Raw genomic sequence first — 15,012 nt, forward strand, 5'->3', positions numbered from 1 at the left:
CCCATGCGCGCTTACCTGGCGCGGGTTGACGCGGTGCTCGTGCAAGCGGTCATCGCTGCCGCGCTGTCTTTCGCCCACCTGCATGACCTGGCCTCGGCGGCCGGGCAGGACGGGTGGAAGGCGTGGGCCTATCCGGTCTCCGTTGACCTGCTGCTCGTGGCGGCCTGGAAGCGGCTCCGGTCGGGGGCGTCCAAGGCTGCGGGCTGGTGCTGGTTCGTCGTTGCCCTGGCCGCGTCGCTCGGGGCGAACGTCGCCACCGCCGGGCTGCTCGACCTGGCCGACGTACCGGACTGGCTGCGCATCCTCGTCGCCGGATGGCCTGCCGTCGCCTTCCTCGGCGGCACGCTCCTCGCACACACCACACCAGCGGCCGAGGCCGCTCCGGTCCCGGCCCAATCCGCCGAAGTCGTATCACTCTCGGCCGCACCGGAAACCGCGGGGCCACCCGCCGCCCCGGAGCCCGAGCCGGAAACGCCCACGCTGCACGTTCCGGCTGCGCTCGTGAACCACGCGCGCAAGCTCGCCGACGAACATCTCGCTCGTACTGGCTCGCCCATCGACACAGCCACCTTGCGCGCCCGTCTCGGCGTCCCCGCGCCGCTGGCTGACGCCATCGCCTCCCGCCTCTGACAGGAGTCCACCATGCTCCGCCGTTTCCGCAACATCCTGCGCGTTGGTCCGGTCCGTGTTGGCACCGCCAACGACCAACGCGGGCGCGTGAAGCACACCGCCGTGTGCACCGCTCCGCGCTGTGACTTCTCCGCCGACTACGACACCCGTGCCGCCGCCGAGCTGGCCGCTCGTACGCACCGCTGCCCCGTCCGCTGAAAGGAGAGATTGCCTGTGACCGTGAGCCTGCCCCTGGTCCTCGTCCTCGGCGCCGTCGCCTGGATCGCGATCAAGTTCATGGGCGTCCGCCTGTGGGTCGCCGTCGTGATCGCGCTGTTCGGCTTCTGGCTCGCCCACACCGGCCTCGCGCCGTCTGTGGAGTCCGGTACGCGCTCCGGCGTCGACTCCGTCAACGAACAACACGACTAGACGAGTAGCTGAGGGGAGATCGCTGTGTTCCGACCGAAGTACCCAGAGGCCCCCAAGCCGTCGATCGTCCACGTGCCCACGGCCGTCCCGGCGGCCCAGCAGAGTCACGCTGCGGCCTGCTCCTGCCAACACGCCCCCGCGCCCGCTCCAACTCGCCCGGCCGGGGTCTTGAGCGGGCTCAACGCCGGAACGGTCGGCGCCGTGGTCACGGTCGGCATCGTCCTGACCGCGCTCCTGGCCGCTGTCGCTGTCACGGCCGTCTCCGTCGCCGTGGCCGCCGTGGTCATGCGCTCGCTGCTGGCTAGCCAGCGCCGCCGCTGATCCCACACCACACGACTGCCGGGGCGGCCTCGATACCGCCAAGCATCCGCCGCCCCGGCAGCCCAACCCCTCCCGACCCAAGAGCCGAAAGAGGAGACCCCGTCATCACCCGCACCACCCCGCCTCCGCTGCCCGAACTCCGCAGCCTGGCAGCCCTCGGGACCATGCCCGCACTGCTCCGCCAACTCTCCGGCCTCGGCGGCTGCACCAACCCCATCCGCCTCGACGGCCACCGCACCGAACACCACCTCAACCAGGACACCGGCGAGATCGGCCGCGTCCTCCGACACCTGGACTCCGCCGAACTGCCCGCCGGGCATCTCCTGGTCCGCTGCAACAACCGCCGTGTCACCCGCTGTGCGGCCTGCGCCGAGACCTACCGCCGCGACACCTTCCACCTGATCACCGCCGGACTACGTGGCGGCAAGGGCATCCCGGAAGACGTCGCCACTCACCCTCGCGTCTTCGCCACCTTCACCGCGCCCAGCTTCGGCCCGGTCCACAACCGGCCCACCGGTCCGGCTGGCACGGTCCGTCGGTGCCGGTGCGGCGTCCGCCACGATCAGGAGGACGACGCGCTTGGTACGCCGCTGGCCCCGGACAGGTACGACTACGAATCCGCGGTGCTCTGGAACGCTCACGCGGGCCTGCTGTGGCGGCGGTTCTCGATCTACCTGCGGCGGGAGGTCGCCAAGCGGGCCGGGCTCACGCAACGGGCCTTCCGCGAGCACGCCCGGCTGTCCTTCGCCAAAGTGGCCGAGTACCAAAAGCGCGGCGCTGTCCACTTCCATGCCGTGATCCGCCTCGACGGCCCCGGCGGCAGCCACACTCCGCCTCCGACCTGGGCCACGGTCGAGCTGCTGGCCGACGCTATCGAGGCGGCTACGCCCAAGGCGCAGGTCGCCGGGCCGGTCATCGACGGGCAGGCCCACACCTTCGCCTTCGGTGACGAACTCGACGTACGGCCCATCCGAGGCGCCGACTTCAACGGCGGCCAGGAGCTGACGGATCGGGCCGTGGCCGCATACATCGCCAAGTACGCCACCAAGGGCGCCGAGACGGCGACCGGGGCCCTGGACCGGCCCATACGGCTCATCGCCGAAGTCGCCCAACTCGACATCAGCGAGCACGCCCGCCGCCTCATACGCACCGCCTGGGCCCTCGGCGCCCGCAAAGACCTGGAACACCTCCGGCTCCGTGCCTGGGCTCACATGCTCGGCTTCCGGGGCCACTTCTCCACCAAATCCCGCCGCTACTCCACCACCCTCGGCGCCCTCCATGACGCCCGCGCTGCCTGGCGTCGTGCTCAGGCTGCGGCCGACGACTCCGGCCCGGCCGAGACCACGCTGGTCCTCGCCCACTGGGTCTACGCCGGTACCGGCCTCACGCCCGCCGAGGAATGGCTGACTGCCACGATCGCCCCCGCTCCCGGAACGGAAGGAGAACCGACCCATGCGTGACCGGTACCTCAGCGTTGCTCAGGTGGCCGAGCTGCTGGGCACCACGGACCGTTTCCCTCGACGGCTGGTCGCCGAGCGGCGCATCAAGTACGTCAAGGTGGGTCGTCACGTCCGTATCCCGGAGAGCGTCATTCAGGAGTACATCGACGCCAACACGGTGCAGCCTCGGCGTCGGCGCCTTGGGCGGGCTGCCTGATGCCGAAGAAGAAGCCATCGAAGAAGCGGCGCTTCGGGCGTGTTCGCAAGCTGCCCTCCGGTCGCTATCAGGCGCGGTACCTCGGCCCCGATGGCATCGACCGCCCGGCACCAGTCACCTTCGCCACGGCCGGGGAGGCAGATGACTGGCTGGCAGAGCAGCAGACGGAGGTACGCAAAGGCGACTGGCAGGACCCCGACGCGGGGGCGGTCAACTTCGCTGAGTACGCCGCGCAGTGGGTCGACGAACGGGACCTCTCCGCGACCACTGAAGAGCTGTACCGGCGCCTTCTGCGGCTGCACATACTGCCCACCTTCCGGGCCTGGGAGCTGGACGAGATCACCCCGCCCCGGGTGCGCACATGGCGAGCTGAGCGGCTCAAGGCTACGGGGGAAACGACCGTCGCCAAGTCGTATCGGCTGGTGAAAGCGATCCTGGAAACGGCTGTTGAGGATGAGCTGATCCGCCGCAATCCGTGCCGGATTCGAGGGGCGGGCAAGGAGTCGGCTCCTGAGCGGCCCATCGCCACCGTGGACCAGGTGGATGCCCTCGCGGACGCGATCGGACCCCGCTGGCGCCTCATGGTCTACATCGCGGCGTACGGGCCCGCACGGCCGGAGGAGCAAGCCGCGTTGCGGCGGCCTGACGTGGACCTCGAAACGGTCGGCGTCTGGGTCCGGCGGGCCGCTCCTGAGCTGACGACCGGGCGGCGGGTGGTCGGTGACACCAAGTCCGAGGCGGGCAAGCGGTTCATCGTCCTGCCCGGCTTCCTCCGGAAGGACTTGGAGCGTCATCTGAAGTGGTTCGCCGAAAAGGAGCCCAACGGGCTTCTGTTTGTGGGTGAGAAGGGGGCACCGTTCCGGCGGTCCTCCTTTGGGCGGAAGTGGCGTCGGGCACGGGCCAAGGTCGGGCTGCCGGAAGATTTTCGTTTCTACGATCTTCGTCACACCGGACATACCCTCTCGACCCAATCCGGGGCGACGCTCAAGGACACCATGGTCCGTGCCGGCCAGTCCTCCGAGCGGGCCGCGCTGATCTATCAGCACTCCAACCTCGACCGTCAGAAGGAGATCGCCGCCGCCCTGGACGCTCGGGTACGGGCACACCGCGCGGCGGCCGAGAGCCCATCGGGCACGCAACGGGCACGGGAGGCATAGAGAGGTCTAGACAACAAACAAGGCCCAGGTCGCTGACCTGGGCCTTAAGCGTGGAGCGGGTGACGGGAATCGAACCCGCGCTCTGAGCTTGGGAAGCTCATGTTCTACCATTAAACTACACCCGCGAGGGGCACCTGATCTCGGCGCCGCATCGTCGGATACTTTACCCCATGGCTGACCCCAGACGCATTCGTCGTGGGGTTTTCGTGCTGTTCGGGGTGGATTCTGGGTTGTTTTGGGGTGGAATTCTGAGGTGTGGGCGGGGTGGAAGCGGCTGTTGGGGTGCGGGAGTTGGGCGTACGGTGGGAGTGCGGAGTGCCGCGTGGAGCGGTGCGTGGTTGATCCCCTAATGTGGCTTTTGTCGTCCACGCCGTCCACGTTCTTGGGGAAGGGACTCAATGGAGCGCACCGTCGTCCGTTGTGCTGAAGGGCACGTATTCAGCACCGCCTCGTTCCCGATGCAGCACCTCACCGTCGACCGCATTGGTCCCGGCCGGTTGCTGCGGTGTCCGCGTTGCGCCCGGCTCCGGCACGCTGTGCCGGTGGGTGCCGAGAAGCGGTAAGCGGTAGCCGATGAAGCCGCAGGGTGCGGGCCCGGTCCGGTGGGGCCGGGCCTGTGCCGTGGGGGTGGGTCCGATGTGCGTATCCTCTTCGGGTGCTTCTCTCAGACAAGGACATCCGGGCCGAGATCGACGCCGGACGGGTGCGGATTGATCCGTATGACCCGGCGATGGTGCAGCCGTCGAGTATCGATGTACGGCTGGACCGGTTCTTCCGGGTGTTCGAGAACCACCGCTATCCCCATATCGACCCGGCGGTGGAGCAGCCCGATCTGACGCGGCTCGTGGAGCCCGAGGGCGAGGACGCGTTCATCCTGCATCCCGGGGAGTTCGTGCTCGCCTCGACGTACGAGGTCGTATCGCTGCCCGACGACATCGCCTCGCGGCTCGAGGGGAAGTCGAGTCTGGGGCGGCTGGGGCTGCTGACGCACTCCACGGCGGGGTTCATCGACCCGGGGTTCTCCGGGCATGTCACGCTCGAGCTGTCGAATGTCGCGACGTTGCCGATCAAGCTGTGGCCGGGGATGAAGATCGGGCAGCTGTGCATGTTCCGGCTGACCTCGCCCGCCGAGCATCCTTACGGCTCTGCCCATTACGGCTCCCGCTATCAGGGGCAGCGCGGGCCGACGCCCTCGCGGTCGTTCCAGCGCTTCCATCGGACGAAGGTGTGAGTGGCATGGGTGAGCAGCGGGAGAACCTTACGTACGAGCGGTTCGGGGTCGCGGTCCGCGAACTGGCGGAGAAGATCGCCGAGGATGGGTACGAGCCCGACATCGTGCTCTCCATAGCCCGTGGCGGGGTCTTCGTGGCCGGCGGGTTGGCGTACGCGCTCGACTGCAAGAACATCCACCTGGTGAATGTCGAGTTCTACACGGGCGTGGGCACCACCCTCGACATGCCCGTGATGCTCGCGCCCGTGCCCAACGCGATCGACTTCTCCGACAAGAAGGTGCTGATCGCCGATGATGTGGCGGACACCGGCAAGACGCTGAAGCTGGTCCGTGACTTCTGCCTCGGCTCGGTCGCCGAGGTGCGCAGCGCGGTGATCTATGAGAAGCCGCAGTCGCTGGTGAAGTGCGAGTACATCTGGAAGTGCACCGATCAGTGGATCAACTTCCCGTGGAGCGTCGAATCGCCCGTCGTGCGGCGGGAGGGGCAGGTACGGGACGCCTGATGGGGGCGATGGTGAAGGGTGCTGGACGCCTTACGGGTGCACTGGTGCCAAGCCCGTGAGATCGCGCAGGAGATGAGGAAGGGGCCCGCCGGTGCGGGCCCCTTGGTCGTGCGGAATGCGGTGGCTGCCTTACAGCGTCCCCAGCTTCAGCAGGCTCAGCAGGGCGATCAGCTGGAGCGCCGACGCGCCCAGCGCCTTCTGCCACGGCAGGTCGTGCGACTTGCCCACCATCGTGGTGAAGAGGGCGCCCGCGGTCAGCCAGGTCAGCCAGCCCACCACCTTCACCAGTGAGTTGTCACCGCCCAGGAAGAGCGCGAACACCAGCCGCGGCGCGTCTGTGATCGACATGATCAGCATCGACAGACCGATGGTCGGTGCCCAGGTGCCGTCGCCGCCCAACTGGCGGGCGAGGGTGTGGGTGACGGCGCCCAGGATCAGTGCGCTGATCACCATGGCGACGCCCGCGGTGAGCACCCACGGGATGCTGTTGGCCATAGGGGCGTTGAGAACGTCCTCACGGGCGTCGTCGAAGCCGAAGACCGCCAGCAGACCGTAGACGAAGGTCACGATCAGCGCCGGGCCCCACACCGCGTAGTCCCGCATCTGCCAGAAGGTGGCCGACGGGCGCAGCACGATGCCGCTCAGCAGCTGCTGCCAGTGCAGCCGGGGGCCGGAGGGCGGGGCGGTGGAGGAGCCGGCACGGTACGTCTGCCCGCCGTAGCCGTCGTCGTACGAACCGGGGGCCTGGCCGTACGGGTCGTACGCGTCGGGCGCCTCGCCGACGCTGAACTGCTGTGTATGGCCCGCGTTGTTGTCGGCGTACCCGCCGCCCTGTCCGTACGGTCTCTGCCCCTGGCCCTGGCCTCCGTGCCCGGGACCAGGGCCGTGCCCGGGGCCGTAGTGCGGGTCCTGGCCGCCGAAGTACTCCGGCTCTCCCTGTGAGGGGGGCTGCTGCCACTGCGGCGGCTGCTGACCGCCGTACGGCTCCTGCTGTCCGTACGGCGACTGCGGCGGCCGCTGCTGCTGCCCTTGTTGCGCGGAGTGGGAGTCCCGTCCGCGTCCGATCCTGAATCCAGCCACCATTCGAACGTACCCGGTCGTAGCGGGCCGGGCGCGGGAGCTGTGTGGCGGACCAGGCTTTGCGGCCGAGCTGTGACATCCCTTAGGGGGTCCCTTATGGGTTTTCCCCCGGTGGTTCCTGAGGGTATCTGGTGTACCCGTCCGGTGTTCCCTCGGCGTTCGCCCGCCCTCGCTCCCCCCGGCAAGCCGACCTAGTCCGCGTCCGCCCCGAACGGCTTGCTGCTGAAGGCCGTCTTGTCCGCCTTACCGTCCGTGATCCACCACCACTCGGGACGTTCGCCGTACCGCGAGAAGGCCAGACCGGGGCCCCACGCCAGGACGACCTCGTCCTTACCGTCATGATCGAAGTCTGCGACGTCGTAGAGCCGGGCCGCGCGCTCGCCTTTACGGATCGTCTTGCCGTCCACGACGGAAGGTGCCGCGCGGGTCAGGAGGTGACGCCCGGTGACGCGGGTCGTGGCGGTGTGGGAGGCGCGGCGCAGGGTGAGCAGCTCGACGCCGCCGCGGCCGAGCGAGACGGCCAGCTCATCGGTGCCGTCACCGTCGGTGTCGGCGGCGGCCAGCTTGCCCGACATCCCCGGCATCTTGAGGGGGCGTGGTTCTAGAGGGCGCGGATCGGCATGCCTCGGCTGCGCCGTCCGCTTGTAGTAGACGCTCACCGTCTTACCGATGTCCGGCCGCTCCGTCTCGCCGCCCGGCTCGTCGTTGCGGGTGCCGCTGTCGCCGACCGCGACATCGCGGCGGCCGTCGCCGTCGAAGTCGCCGAACGTGATCGCGTTGCCCTCGCGCAGTCTGCGGCCCTCTGTGCCGAGGCCGTGGGATCCGGCGGCGAGGAGGGTGGAGCCGGACTGGTCGTTGTCGTTGACCGCGTGCACCACCAGATCGGTGGCGCGGTGGCCGTCGGCGGCGTGGGTGCCGGTGCCGGTGCCGGTGCCGTGGGCGGTGTCGCTGTCGGAGTCGGTGTCGTCGGCGATGGTGTCGGCGATGAGATCGCCGATCTCGCCGTGGCCGTCCAGCGGGCTCGCGTACGGGACGGTCCGGGCGGCCTTGCCCGCCCGGTTGAACGGCCCGTACAGCACCAGCAGCGAACGGCGGTCCTCGCGGATCAGGGCCAGGTCGTGGTGGCCGTCGCCGTCGAAGTCGCCGACGGTCGGGCGCTGGGCGTCCACGCCGTCGTCCGGGCCGGTCAGCTGGACGCGGGCGGCCGAGCGGGTCCTCTGAGGGCCGCCGGGGCCGCCCCAGGAGATGTAGGGGACGGTCCGGACGGTGGCCTGGGTGCGCTCCGTCTCGCGTTCGTCCAGGGCCTCGCCCGCCGTGGTGGTGACGTCGGCGTAGCCGTCGCCGTCCAGGTCGGCCGTGGCCACCTCGGTCGCGCCCGCGACGGTGACGTCCTGGGACGGCAGGCCGAGGTCGCGGTGGCGCAGCACGGTGCGGGTGGCGGGATTCAGTCCGTGGGACGAGCCGTGGACGAAGGCGATCCGGCTGGGCAGGCCCCCTTTGCCGGACGGGACGGGGAGCCGCAGATCGGGATAGCCGTCGCCGTTGACGTCATCCGGCAGCCGGCTGCCCTTTCCGTGGGGGACGGGGGCGGTGGCGGTGGGGGTGATGACGGACCCGCTGGCGGGGGAGGAGCCGTCGCGCCCACCCTGTGCGTCGCCGTCGCCGTCGCCTGGGCCGCAGGCGGTCAGCAGCAGCGCCAGGCAGGCCGTACCTGCGGCGATGGATGCGGCGATGGATGCGGTGGGGACGTGGAGGAGGGCGCGGAGGAGGGTGCGGCGTCGGGGGCCCGGGACGCTGCCGGGTGGTGCGGTGGGGGGAGGTGCGGGCGTCATCGGGCCACCTCAACCCATCAGGGTGGCTGAGGCCAAGGGGCGCGGCACTTCGTTACGAGGGTGATGCCTGGCGTTTCGTCCTCGTCCGCTCACTGGTTGTGCCCGAGGACGCGGGACCGATCAGTCCGTTTGGCTGTAAAGATGACCTTTGGAGCACAAGGTCTGTCCAGGACATTTACCTATGCGCCGTCGGGCATGATCCTGTAGGGAATTCGTAACGTCGTTGTGAGAAGGGATACTTCACGGCCAGTATCGGTAGTCGGTCGACGCGGAACTTCAACGCGGAAAAGCGGGGGCAATCATGTGCTTAACGCACGGTGTGCGGGTGACGGGTGAAGCGGCGAGACCGGCGAAAGAGGGCTCGGGCGGGGTGTAGTCGCGATGTCGGACGGGAGCGCTCGGCGCCCGGCGGCGGACGCCGCTCGCCCGCCGCTGAGCGAGGGTGCTAGAAATAACGACATGGCCGGACTTTTCGGTCGACCACGGGTTCCGCTGGCCCGCACGATGAACGACTGGCGCCCACGGGGTCGGCGTGAGGGGCCCCGCTCGGCGTGGGAACGACGTGGGCGGCGCGTTCAGCAGGACCAGCAGGGTCAGCGAGATCAGCGCGATCAATCCGATCCGCAGGGCTCGCCGGATCCCCATGACCACTGGGATCCGCGGGGTCGGCAGGACGCGTACGCCCAGCGGGGCCCGCAGGAGCGGTCGCCGGTGCGCATCGGCCGGACCGGCGGCGGATCCGGTCCCGGCTCCGGCCACGGCACCGCCCACGGCCGCGGCTACGGGCGGCCCCGCCGGAACCCGGTGCGCGGCGTGCGCACCGTGGCCGGCCAGGTCTTCGTTCTGCAGGTGGGGGTCGTGCTGCTGCTGGTCGTCGCCGCCGTGGTGGCGCTCGTCCTGCAGTCCCGTTACGACAGCGAGCGGGAGGCCCGTAACCGCTCCATGGCGGTCGCCGAGAGCTTCGCGAGCGCGCCGGGCATGGTGAGCACGATCCGCGGCCCCGATCCGAGCGCCGTGCTGCAGCCGCTCGCCGAGCGTGCCCGTAAGGGTTCCCACGTCGACTTCGTCGTCGTCATGACGCCCCAGGGGATCCGCTTCACCCACCCCAACCCCGCCCGGATCGGCAAGCACTTCATGGGCAGCATCCGCGCGGCGGCGGAGGGCCGGACGGTCCAGGAGACCTTCACGGGCACGCTTGGCCTGTCCGTGCGGTCCGTGGTGCCCGTCAAGGACAGCCATGGGAAGGTCGTCGGCCTGGTCGCGGCCGGTATCACGATCAAGAAAGTCAGCGGTGCGGCCGACCATCAGCTCCCGCTGCTGTTCGGCGCGGCCGCGGCCGCGATGGCGCTCGCCACGGCGGGCACGGCCCTGGTCAGCAGGCGGCTGCGGCGCCAGACCCACGGGCTGGACCCGGCCGAGATGACGCGGATGTACGAGCACCATGACGCGGTGCTGCACTCGGTGCGCGAGGGCGTGCTGATCGTCGGCGGCGACCGGCGGCTGGTGCTCGCCAACGACGAGGCGCGCCGGCTCTTCGATCTGCCGCCGGACGCCGAGGGCCGGCTGGTGTCCGAGCTCGGCTTCGATCCGCACACCGCCGCGCTGCTGGTGTCCGGGCGCCCCGCCACCGACGAGGTCCATACGGCGGGTGAGCGGCTGCTGTCCGTCAGCCACCGCCCCACCGACCGCGACGGCGGCCCGCCCGGCAGCGTCGCCACCCTGCGCGACACCACGGAGCTGCGCGCGCTGTCCGGCAAGGTCGACCTCGCGCGCAACCGGCTCAAGCTGCTGTACGACGCGGGCGTCTCCATCGGCACCACGCTGGACGTGGTGCGCACCGCCCAGGAGCTGGCGGAGTACGCGGTGGCCCGGTTCGCCGACTACGTCTCGGTGGACCTCGCGGACTCGGTGCTGCGCGGCGAGGAGCCCCCGGACGGAGCGGCGGGCACCGGCGCCCCGGAAACGGGCCCGTGGAGCGCTATGGCGGTCGCCGACGGCGGCCGTACCGTCCTGCGCCGTACGGCCCTCAGCGGCATCCGCGACGACGGGCCGCTCTACCCCCTCGGCATGCTGATCGAGTTCGGCCCGAGCGCGCCCCAGGCCCGCGGTTTCCGCAGCGGAGCGGTGACGGTCGAGCCGGTCCTGAGCGACTTCGCCGGCTGGCAGGACCAGGACCCCGAGCACGCCCGGCGGATCGTCGACTACGGCATCCACTCGATGATCACGGTCCCGCTGCGAGCCCGGGGCGTCGTCCTGGGCGTGGCCAGTTTCATGCGCGCGGAGAAGCCGGAGCCCTTCGAGGAGGACGACATCTCCCTCGCCGAGGAGCTGGTCACCCGGGCCGCCGTCAGCATCGACAACGCCCGGCGCTACACCCGTGAGCACACCATGGCGGTGACCCTGCAGCGCAGCCTGCTGCCCCGGATGCTGCCGGAGCAGAACGCGCTGGATGTGGCCTTCCGCTATCTGCCGGCCGAGTCGGGGGTCGGGGGCGACTGGTTCGACGTCATCCCGTTGCCGGGGGCGCGGGTGGCGCTGGTGGTGGGTGATGTGGTGGGGCATGGCCTGCACGCGGCGGCGACGATGGGGCGGTTGCGGACGGCGGTGCACAACTTCTCCACGCTCGATCTCCCGCCCGACGAGATCCTGTCGCACCTCGATGACCTGATCGCCCGGATCGACCAGGACGAGGGCCCTGGCGGACTTGACGGTGACGGCGGTGGGAGCGAGGGGATCACGGGGGCGACGTGTCTGTACGCGATCTACGATCCGGTGACGCGGCGGTGCACGATGGCGCGGGCCGGTCATCCGCCGCCCGCGCTGGTGCGTCCCGACGGCTCGGTGGAGTTCCTCGACCTGCCCGCCGGGCCCCCGCTGGGCCTCGGTGGGCTGCCGTTCGAGACGTCGGAGCTGGACCTGCCCGAGGGCAGCCATCTGGTGCTCTACACGGACGGGCTGATCGAGAAGCGCGACCGTGACATCGACACCGGTCTGGCGATGCTGCGCGATGCCCTGTCCCACCCCGGCCGGACGCCCGAGGATGCCTGTACGGCCGTGCTGGACGCGCTGCTGCCCGACCGCCCGAGCGACGACATCGCGCTGATCGTGGCCCGTACGAGGGTGCTGGAGCCCGGTCTGACGGCCGACTGGGAGGTGGCCTCCGACCCGTCGCAGGTGGCCGCGGTGCGCGCCGCGGTGGCCCGGAAGCTGGCGGAGTGGGATCTGGGCGATGTCGCGTTCACGACCGAGCTCATCCTCAGCGAGCTGATCACCAACGCGATCCGCTACGCGACCGGCCCGATCCGGGTCCGGCTGCTCTGCGACCGCAGCCTGATCTGCGAGGTCTTCGACACCAGCAGCACCTCCCCGCATCTGCGGTACGCGGGGACGACGGACGAGGGCGGCCGGGGGCTCTTCCTGGTCTCGCAGTTCGCCGACCGCTGGGGTACCCGCTACACCTCGGACGGCAAGGTCATCTGGACCGAGCAGGCGCTGCCGCTGTCGAAGAGCGTCAAGCCGCGGTCGTAAGGGCCTCAGGTCGCTCCAGGGCTCGCATGACAGCCGTAAGGCGCTAAGCGTCGTAAGGGCAACGCGGCCGCCTACGACTCTCCAGGGCCGCCGTACGGCCCTCAGCACAGCGTGAAGCCCGCCCACGGACCCCGTGGGCGGGCTTCGGCGCATCGGTTGCGGCGTTACTTGGCCGGGGCCGGCTCCGGCTCCTCGGCGCTCTTGCCGCCGTCCTCCGGCGCGGCCGGGGTCCTCACCGAGTCGAGGAGGAGCTGCGCCACGTCCACGACCTGCAGCTCTTCCTTCGCCTTCCCGTCGTTCTTCTTGCCGTTGACGGAGTCGGTCAGCATCACCAGGCAGAACGGGCAGGCGGTGGAGACGATGTCCGGGTTGAGGGACAGCGCCTCGTCCACGCGCTCGTTGTTGATGCGCTTGCCGATCCGCTCCTCCATCCACATCCGGGCGCCGCCCGCGCCGCAGCAGAAGCCGCGTTCCTTGTGGCGGTGCATCTCCTCGTTCCGCAGCCCCGGCACCTTGGCGATGATCTCGCGCGGCGGGGTGTAGACCTTGTTGTGGCGGCCCAGGTAGCAGGGGTCGTGGTAGGTGATCAGACCCTCGACCGGGGTGACCGGGATCAGCTTGCCCTCGTCGATGAGGTGCTGCAGCAGCTGGGTGTGGTGGATGACCTCGAACTCGCCGCCAAGCTGCGGGTACTCGTTGGCGATGGTGTTGAAGCAGTGCGGGCAGGTCGCGACGATCTTCTTCTTGGCCTTCTCGACCGTGACGCCTTCCTCGGCATCCTCTCCGAAGGCCATGTTCAGCATTTCGACGTTCTGCTGGCCGAGCTGCTGGAAGAGGAACTCGTTGCCCAGGCGGCGGGCGGAGTCACCGGTGCATGCCTCGTCGCCGCCCATGATCGCGAACTTGACGCCCGCGATGTGCAGCAGCTCCGCGAAGGCCTTGGTGGTCTTCTTCGCCCGGTCCTCCAGGGCGCCCGCGCAGCCGACCCAGTACAGGTAGTCGACCTCGGTGAGGTCCTCGATGTCCTTGCCGACGACCGGCACCTCGAAGTCGACTTCCTTGGTCCACGCGAGGCGCTGCTTCTTGGCGAGCCCCCAGGGGTTGCCCTTCTTCTCCAGGTTCTTGAGCATCGTGCCCGCCTCGGACGGGAACGAGGACTCGATCATCACCTGGTAGCGGCGCATGTCCACGATGTGGTCAACGTGCTCGATGTCCACCGGGCACTGCTCGACGCACGCACCGCAGGTGGTGCAGGACCACAGCACGTCGGGGTCGATGACGCCGTTCTCTTCGAGGGTCCCGATCAGGGGACGCTCGGCCTCGGCCAGCGCGGACGCGGGCACGTCCGCGAGCTGCCCCTCGCTCGCCTTCTCCTCGCCCTCCATGGTCTTGCCGCCACCGGCGAGCAGATACGGGGCCTTGGCGTGCGAGTGGTCGCGCAGCGCCATGATCAGCAGCTTGGGCGACAGCGGCTTGCCGGTGTTCCAGGCGGGGCACTGCGACTGGCAGCGGCCGCATTCGGTGCAGGTGGAGAAGTCGAGGATGCCCTTCCAGGAGAAGTGCTCGATCTGCGAGACGCCGAACTGGGCGTCCTCGTCCGGGTCCTCGAAGTCGATCTGCTTGCCCTCGCTCACCATCGGCTGCAGCGCGCCGAGGGCCACGTCGCCGTCCGTGTTGCGCTTGAACCAGATGTTGGGGAAGGCGAGGAAGCGGTGCCAGGCGATGCTCATGTCGAGGTTGGTGCTGACCGTGATCATCCAGATCATGGTCGTACCGAGCTTGATCATCGCGAACAGGTAGGTCAGGTTCTGCACCGTGTCCACGCTCAGCCCGTCGAAGAGCTGGACCAGCGGATACGAGGCGAAGTACGCGGGCTCGTAGTGGTCGACGTGGTGCAGCGCGCCCTCGGTGCCGCGCAGGGCCATGATCGCGACGCCGATGATGAGGATGACGTACTCGACGAAGTACGCCTGCCAGGCGGTGGAGCCCGCGAACCGCGACTTGCGGCCGGCCCGGCTGGGCAGGTTGAGCAGCCGGATCGCCATCAGCGTCAGGATGCCCAGGGTGGTCATCGTGCCGATGAACTCGATGTACAGCTCGTAGGGGAGGAAGCCGCCGAGGATCGGCAGCGTCCAGTCCGCCTGGAAGAGCTGGCCGTAGGCGTTGATGATGGTCGGCGGCAGGGTCAGGAAGCCGATCGCCACGAACCAGTGGGCGACGCCGATCACGCCCCACTTGTTCATGCGGGTGTGCGCGAGGAACTCCCGGGCCAGGGTCACGCTGCGCTGGTAGGGGTTGTCGGTCCTGGCCCCCGCTGGGACCGGCGCGCCGAGCTTGAAGAAGCGCACGAACTGCGCGACGGCCCGGCCGAGCAGGGCAACGCCGACCGCGGTGAGAACCAGCGACACGATGATCGCGGCGAGTTGCATATGGGGCTCCTCGAACCTGCGAGCTGGATTACTAAGCAGTAACTTAATGTGGCCTGACCGAGATTACCCGCCCGGACGGGGGCGTATGTAGTCGACGAGCCGGTGATCTGTGTCGCTCACTTGGCCCCTCCTCCCTCTCATCCGCGCCTGGTTGGGCATAAGCCTCATATAAAACTTGAGCCCATGCGACTCAGGTCTGTTGACAGCGACGATCGGGCTGATGCACGCTTGAGCCTG

The 15,012-nt window shown here is 69.5% G+C and carries 13 protein-coding genes and 1 tRNA gene; 10 read left to right on the plus strand and 4 right to left on the minus strand.

Annotated features, from left to right (window positions below):
- Nucleotides 1-3: 3 nt before the first annotated feature.
- The 7 genes from CGL27_RS25605 (at nucleotide 4) to CGL27_RS25635 (ending at nucleotide 4,172) form a co-directional block, all read left to right on the plus strand.
- Entirely contained in the window at nucleotides 4-630 is a 627-nt protein-coding gene (locus CGL27_RS25605) for a DUF2637 domain-containing protein (protein WP_119990288.1), read from the plus strand.
- Between the two features lie 12 nt (nucleotides 631-642).
- Nucleotides 643-828, plus strand: a complete 186-nt coding sequence (locus tag CGL27_RS25610) for a mobile element transfer protein (protein ID WP_069875102.1) — start codon at nucleotides 643-645, stop codon at nucleotides 826-828.
- A gap of 15 nt (nucleotides 829-843) precedes the next feature.
- Entirely contained in the window at nucleotides 844-1,038 is a 195-nt protein-coding gene (locus CGL27_RS25615; protein WP_020869652.1) for a hypothetical protein, read from the plus strand.
- A 24-nt stretch (nucleotides 1,039-1,062) separates the two neighbouring features.
- Nucleotides 1,063-1,359, plus strand: coding sequence for a hypothetical protein (locus CGL27_RS25620; protein ID WP_119990290.1), 297 nt, complete (start codon nucleotides 1,063-1,065; stop codon nucleotides 1,357-1,359).
- Nucleotides 1,360-1,523: 164 nt separating this feature from the next.
- Entirely contained in the window at nucleotides 1,524-2,819 is a 1,296-nt protein-coding gene (locus CGL27_RS25625; RefSeq protein WP_119990292.1) for a replication initiator, read from the plus strand.
- Nucleotides 2,812-3,015 carry an excisionase family DNA-binding protein gene (locus CGL27_RS25630; RefSeq protein ID WP_030836256.1) on the plus strand — a complete coding sequence of 68 codons (204 nt, stop codon included), beginning with the start codon at nucleotides 2,812-2,814 and terminating at the stop codon, nucleotides 3,013-3,015. Before CGL27_RS25625 ends, CGL27_RS25630 begins: the two co-directional genes overlap by 8 nt.
- On the plus strand, nucleotides 3,015-4,172 hold the full coding sequence (locus CGL27_RS25635; RefSeq protein WP_119990294.1) for a tyrosine-type recombinase/integrase: 1,158 nt from the start codon (nucleotides 3,015-3,017) through the stop codon (nucleotides 4,170-4,172). The genes CGL27_RS25630 and CGL27_RS25635 overlap by 1 nt, the downstream gene beginning before the upstream one ends.
- Before the next feature lie 51 nt (nucleotides 4,173-4,223).
- Here CGL27_RS25635 and CGL27_RS25640 read toward each other — a convergent pair.
- Nucleotides 4,224-4,297, minus strand: a tRNA-Gly gene (locus CGL27_RS25640).
- A 530-nt stretch (nucleotides 4,298-4,827) separates the two neighbouring features.
- Between CGL27_RS25640 and dcd the strand changes: the two genes are divergently transcribed.
- Together dcd and CGL27_RS25650 are read left to right on the plus strand one after the other, a co-directional pair.
- Entirely contained in the window at nucleotides 4,828-5,403 is a 576-nt protein-coding gene (gene dcd, locus CGL27_RS25645) for a dCTP deaminase (protein WP_078642588.1), read from the plus strand.
- 5 nt (nucleotides 5,404-5,408) lie between these two features.
- The gene (locus CGL27_RS25650; protein ID WP_119990296.1) at nucleotides 5,409-5,906 is read left to right on the plus strand and encodes a phosphoribosyltransferase; all 498 of its coding nucleotides are present in this window, start codon (nucleotides 5,409-5,411) and stop codon (nucleotides 5,904-5,906) included.
- A 129-nt stretch (nucleotides 5,907-6,035) separates the two neighbouring features.
- On the opposite strand, the gene CGL27_RS25655 is transcribed toward CGL27_RS25650, so the two are convergent.
- Together CGL27_RS25655 and CGL27_RS25660 are read right to left on the minus strand one after the other, a co-directional pair.
- Nucleotides 6,036-6,989 (minus strand): Yip1 family protein, encoded by a 954-nt coding sequence (locus tag CGL27_RS25655; protein WP_119990298.1) that lies wholly within the window; start codon nucleotides 6,987-6,989, stop codon nucleotides 6,036-6,038.
- 188 nt (nucleotides 6,990-7,177) lie between these two features.
- Nucleotides 7,178-8,818: an FG-GAP repeat protein gene (locus tag CGL27_RS25660; protein ID WP_119990300.1), complete on the minus strand. Its 1,641-nt coding sequence runs from the start codon at nucleotides 8,816-8,818 to the stop codon at nucleotides 7,178-7,180.
- Between the two features lie 711 nt (nucleotides 8,819-9,529).
- On the opposite strand from CGL27_RS25660, the gene CGL27_RS25665 reads away from it, so the two are divergent.
- Nucleotides 9,530-12,346 (plus strand): SpoIIE family protein phosphatase/ATP-binding protein, encoded by a 2,817-nt coding sequence (locus CGL27_RS25665; RefSeq protein WP_240450630.1) that lies wholly within the window; start codon nucleotides 9,530-9,532, stop codon nucleotides 12,344-12,346.
- A 164-nt stretch (nucleotides 12,347-12,510) separates the two neighbouring features.
- Here the strand turns inward: CGL27_RS25665 and CGL27_RS25670 are convergent, their stop codons facing one another.
- Nucleotides 12,511-14,775, minus strand: coding sequence for a (Fe-S)-binding protein (locus tag CGL27_RS25670; protein ID WP_119990302.1), 2,265 nt, complete (start codon nucleotides 14,773-14,775; stop codon nucleotides 12,511-12,513).
- Nucleotides 14,776-15,012: the final 237 nt, after the last annotated feature.

The sequence above is a fragment of the Streptomyces sp. 11-1-2 genome, assembly GCF_003595545.1.
GTDB lineage: Bacteria > Actinomycetota > Actinomycetes > Streptomycetales > Streptomycetaceae > Streptomyces > Streptomyces hygroscopicus_B.

Excerpts from the sequence above, each read along its gene's own strand:
- CGL27_RS25670 (WP_119990302.1), bottom strand. The coding sequence starts at position 14,775 with ATGCAACTCGCCGCGATCATCGTGTCGCTGGTTCTCACCGCGGTCGGC.
- CGL27_RS25610 (WP_069875102.1), top strand. The coding sequence starts at position 643 with ATGCTCCGCCGTTTCCGCAACATCCTGCGCGTTGGTCCGGTCCGTGTT.
- CGL27_RS25625 (WP_119990292.1), top strand. The coding sequence starts at position 1,524 with ATGCCCGCACTGCTCCGCCAACTCTCCGGCCTCGGCGGCTGCACCAAC.
- CGL27_RS25650 (WP_119990296.1), top strand. The coding sequence starts at position 5,409 with ATGGGTGAGCAGCGGGAGAACCTTACGTACGAGCGGTTCGGGGTCGCG.
- CGL27_RS25630 (WP_030836256.1), top strand. The coding sequence starts at position 2,812 with ATGCGTGACCGGTACCTCAGCGTTGCTCAGGTGGCCGAGCTGCTGGGC.
- CGL27_RS25655 (WP_119990298.1), bottom strand. The coding sequence starts at position 6,989 with ATGGTGGCTGGATTCAGGATCGGACGCGGACGGGACTCCCACTCCGCG.
- CGL27_RS25605 (WP_119990288.1), top strand. The coding sequence starts at position 4 with ATGCGCGCTTACCTGGCGCGGGTTGACGCGGTGCTCGTGCAAGCGGTC.
- CGL27_RS25635 (WP_119990294.1), top strand. The coding sequence starts at position 3,015 with ATGCCGAAGAAGAAGCCATCGAAGAAGCGGCGCTTCGGGCGTGTTCGC.
- CGL27_RS25660 (WP_119990300.1), bottom strand. The coding sequence starts at position 8,818 with ATGACGCCCGCACCTCCCCCCACCGCACCACCCGGCAGCGTCCCGGGC.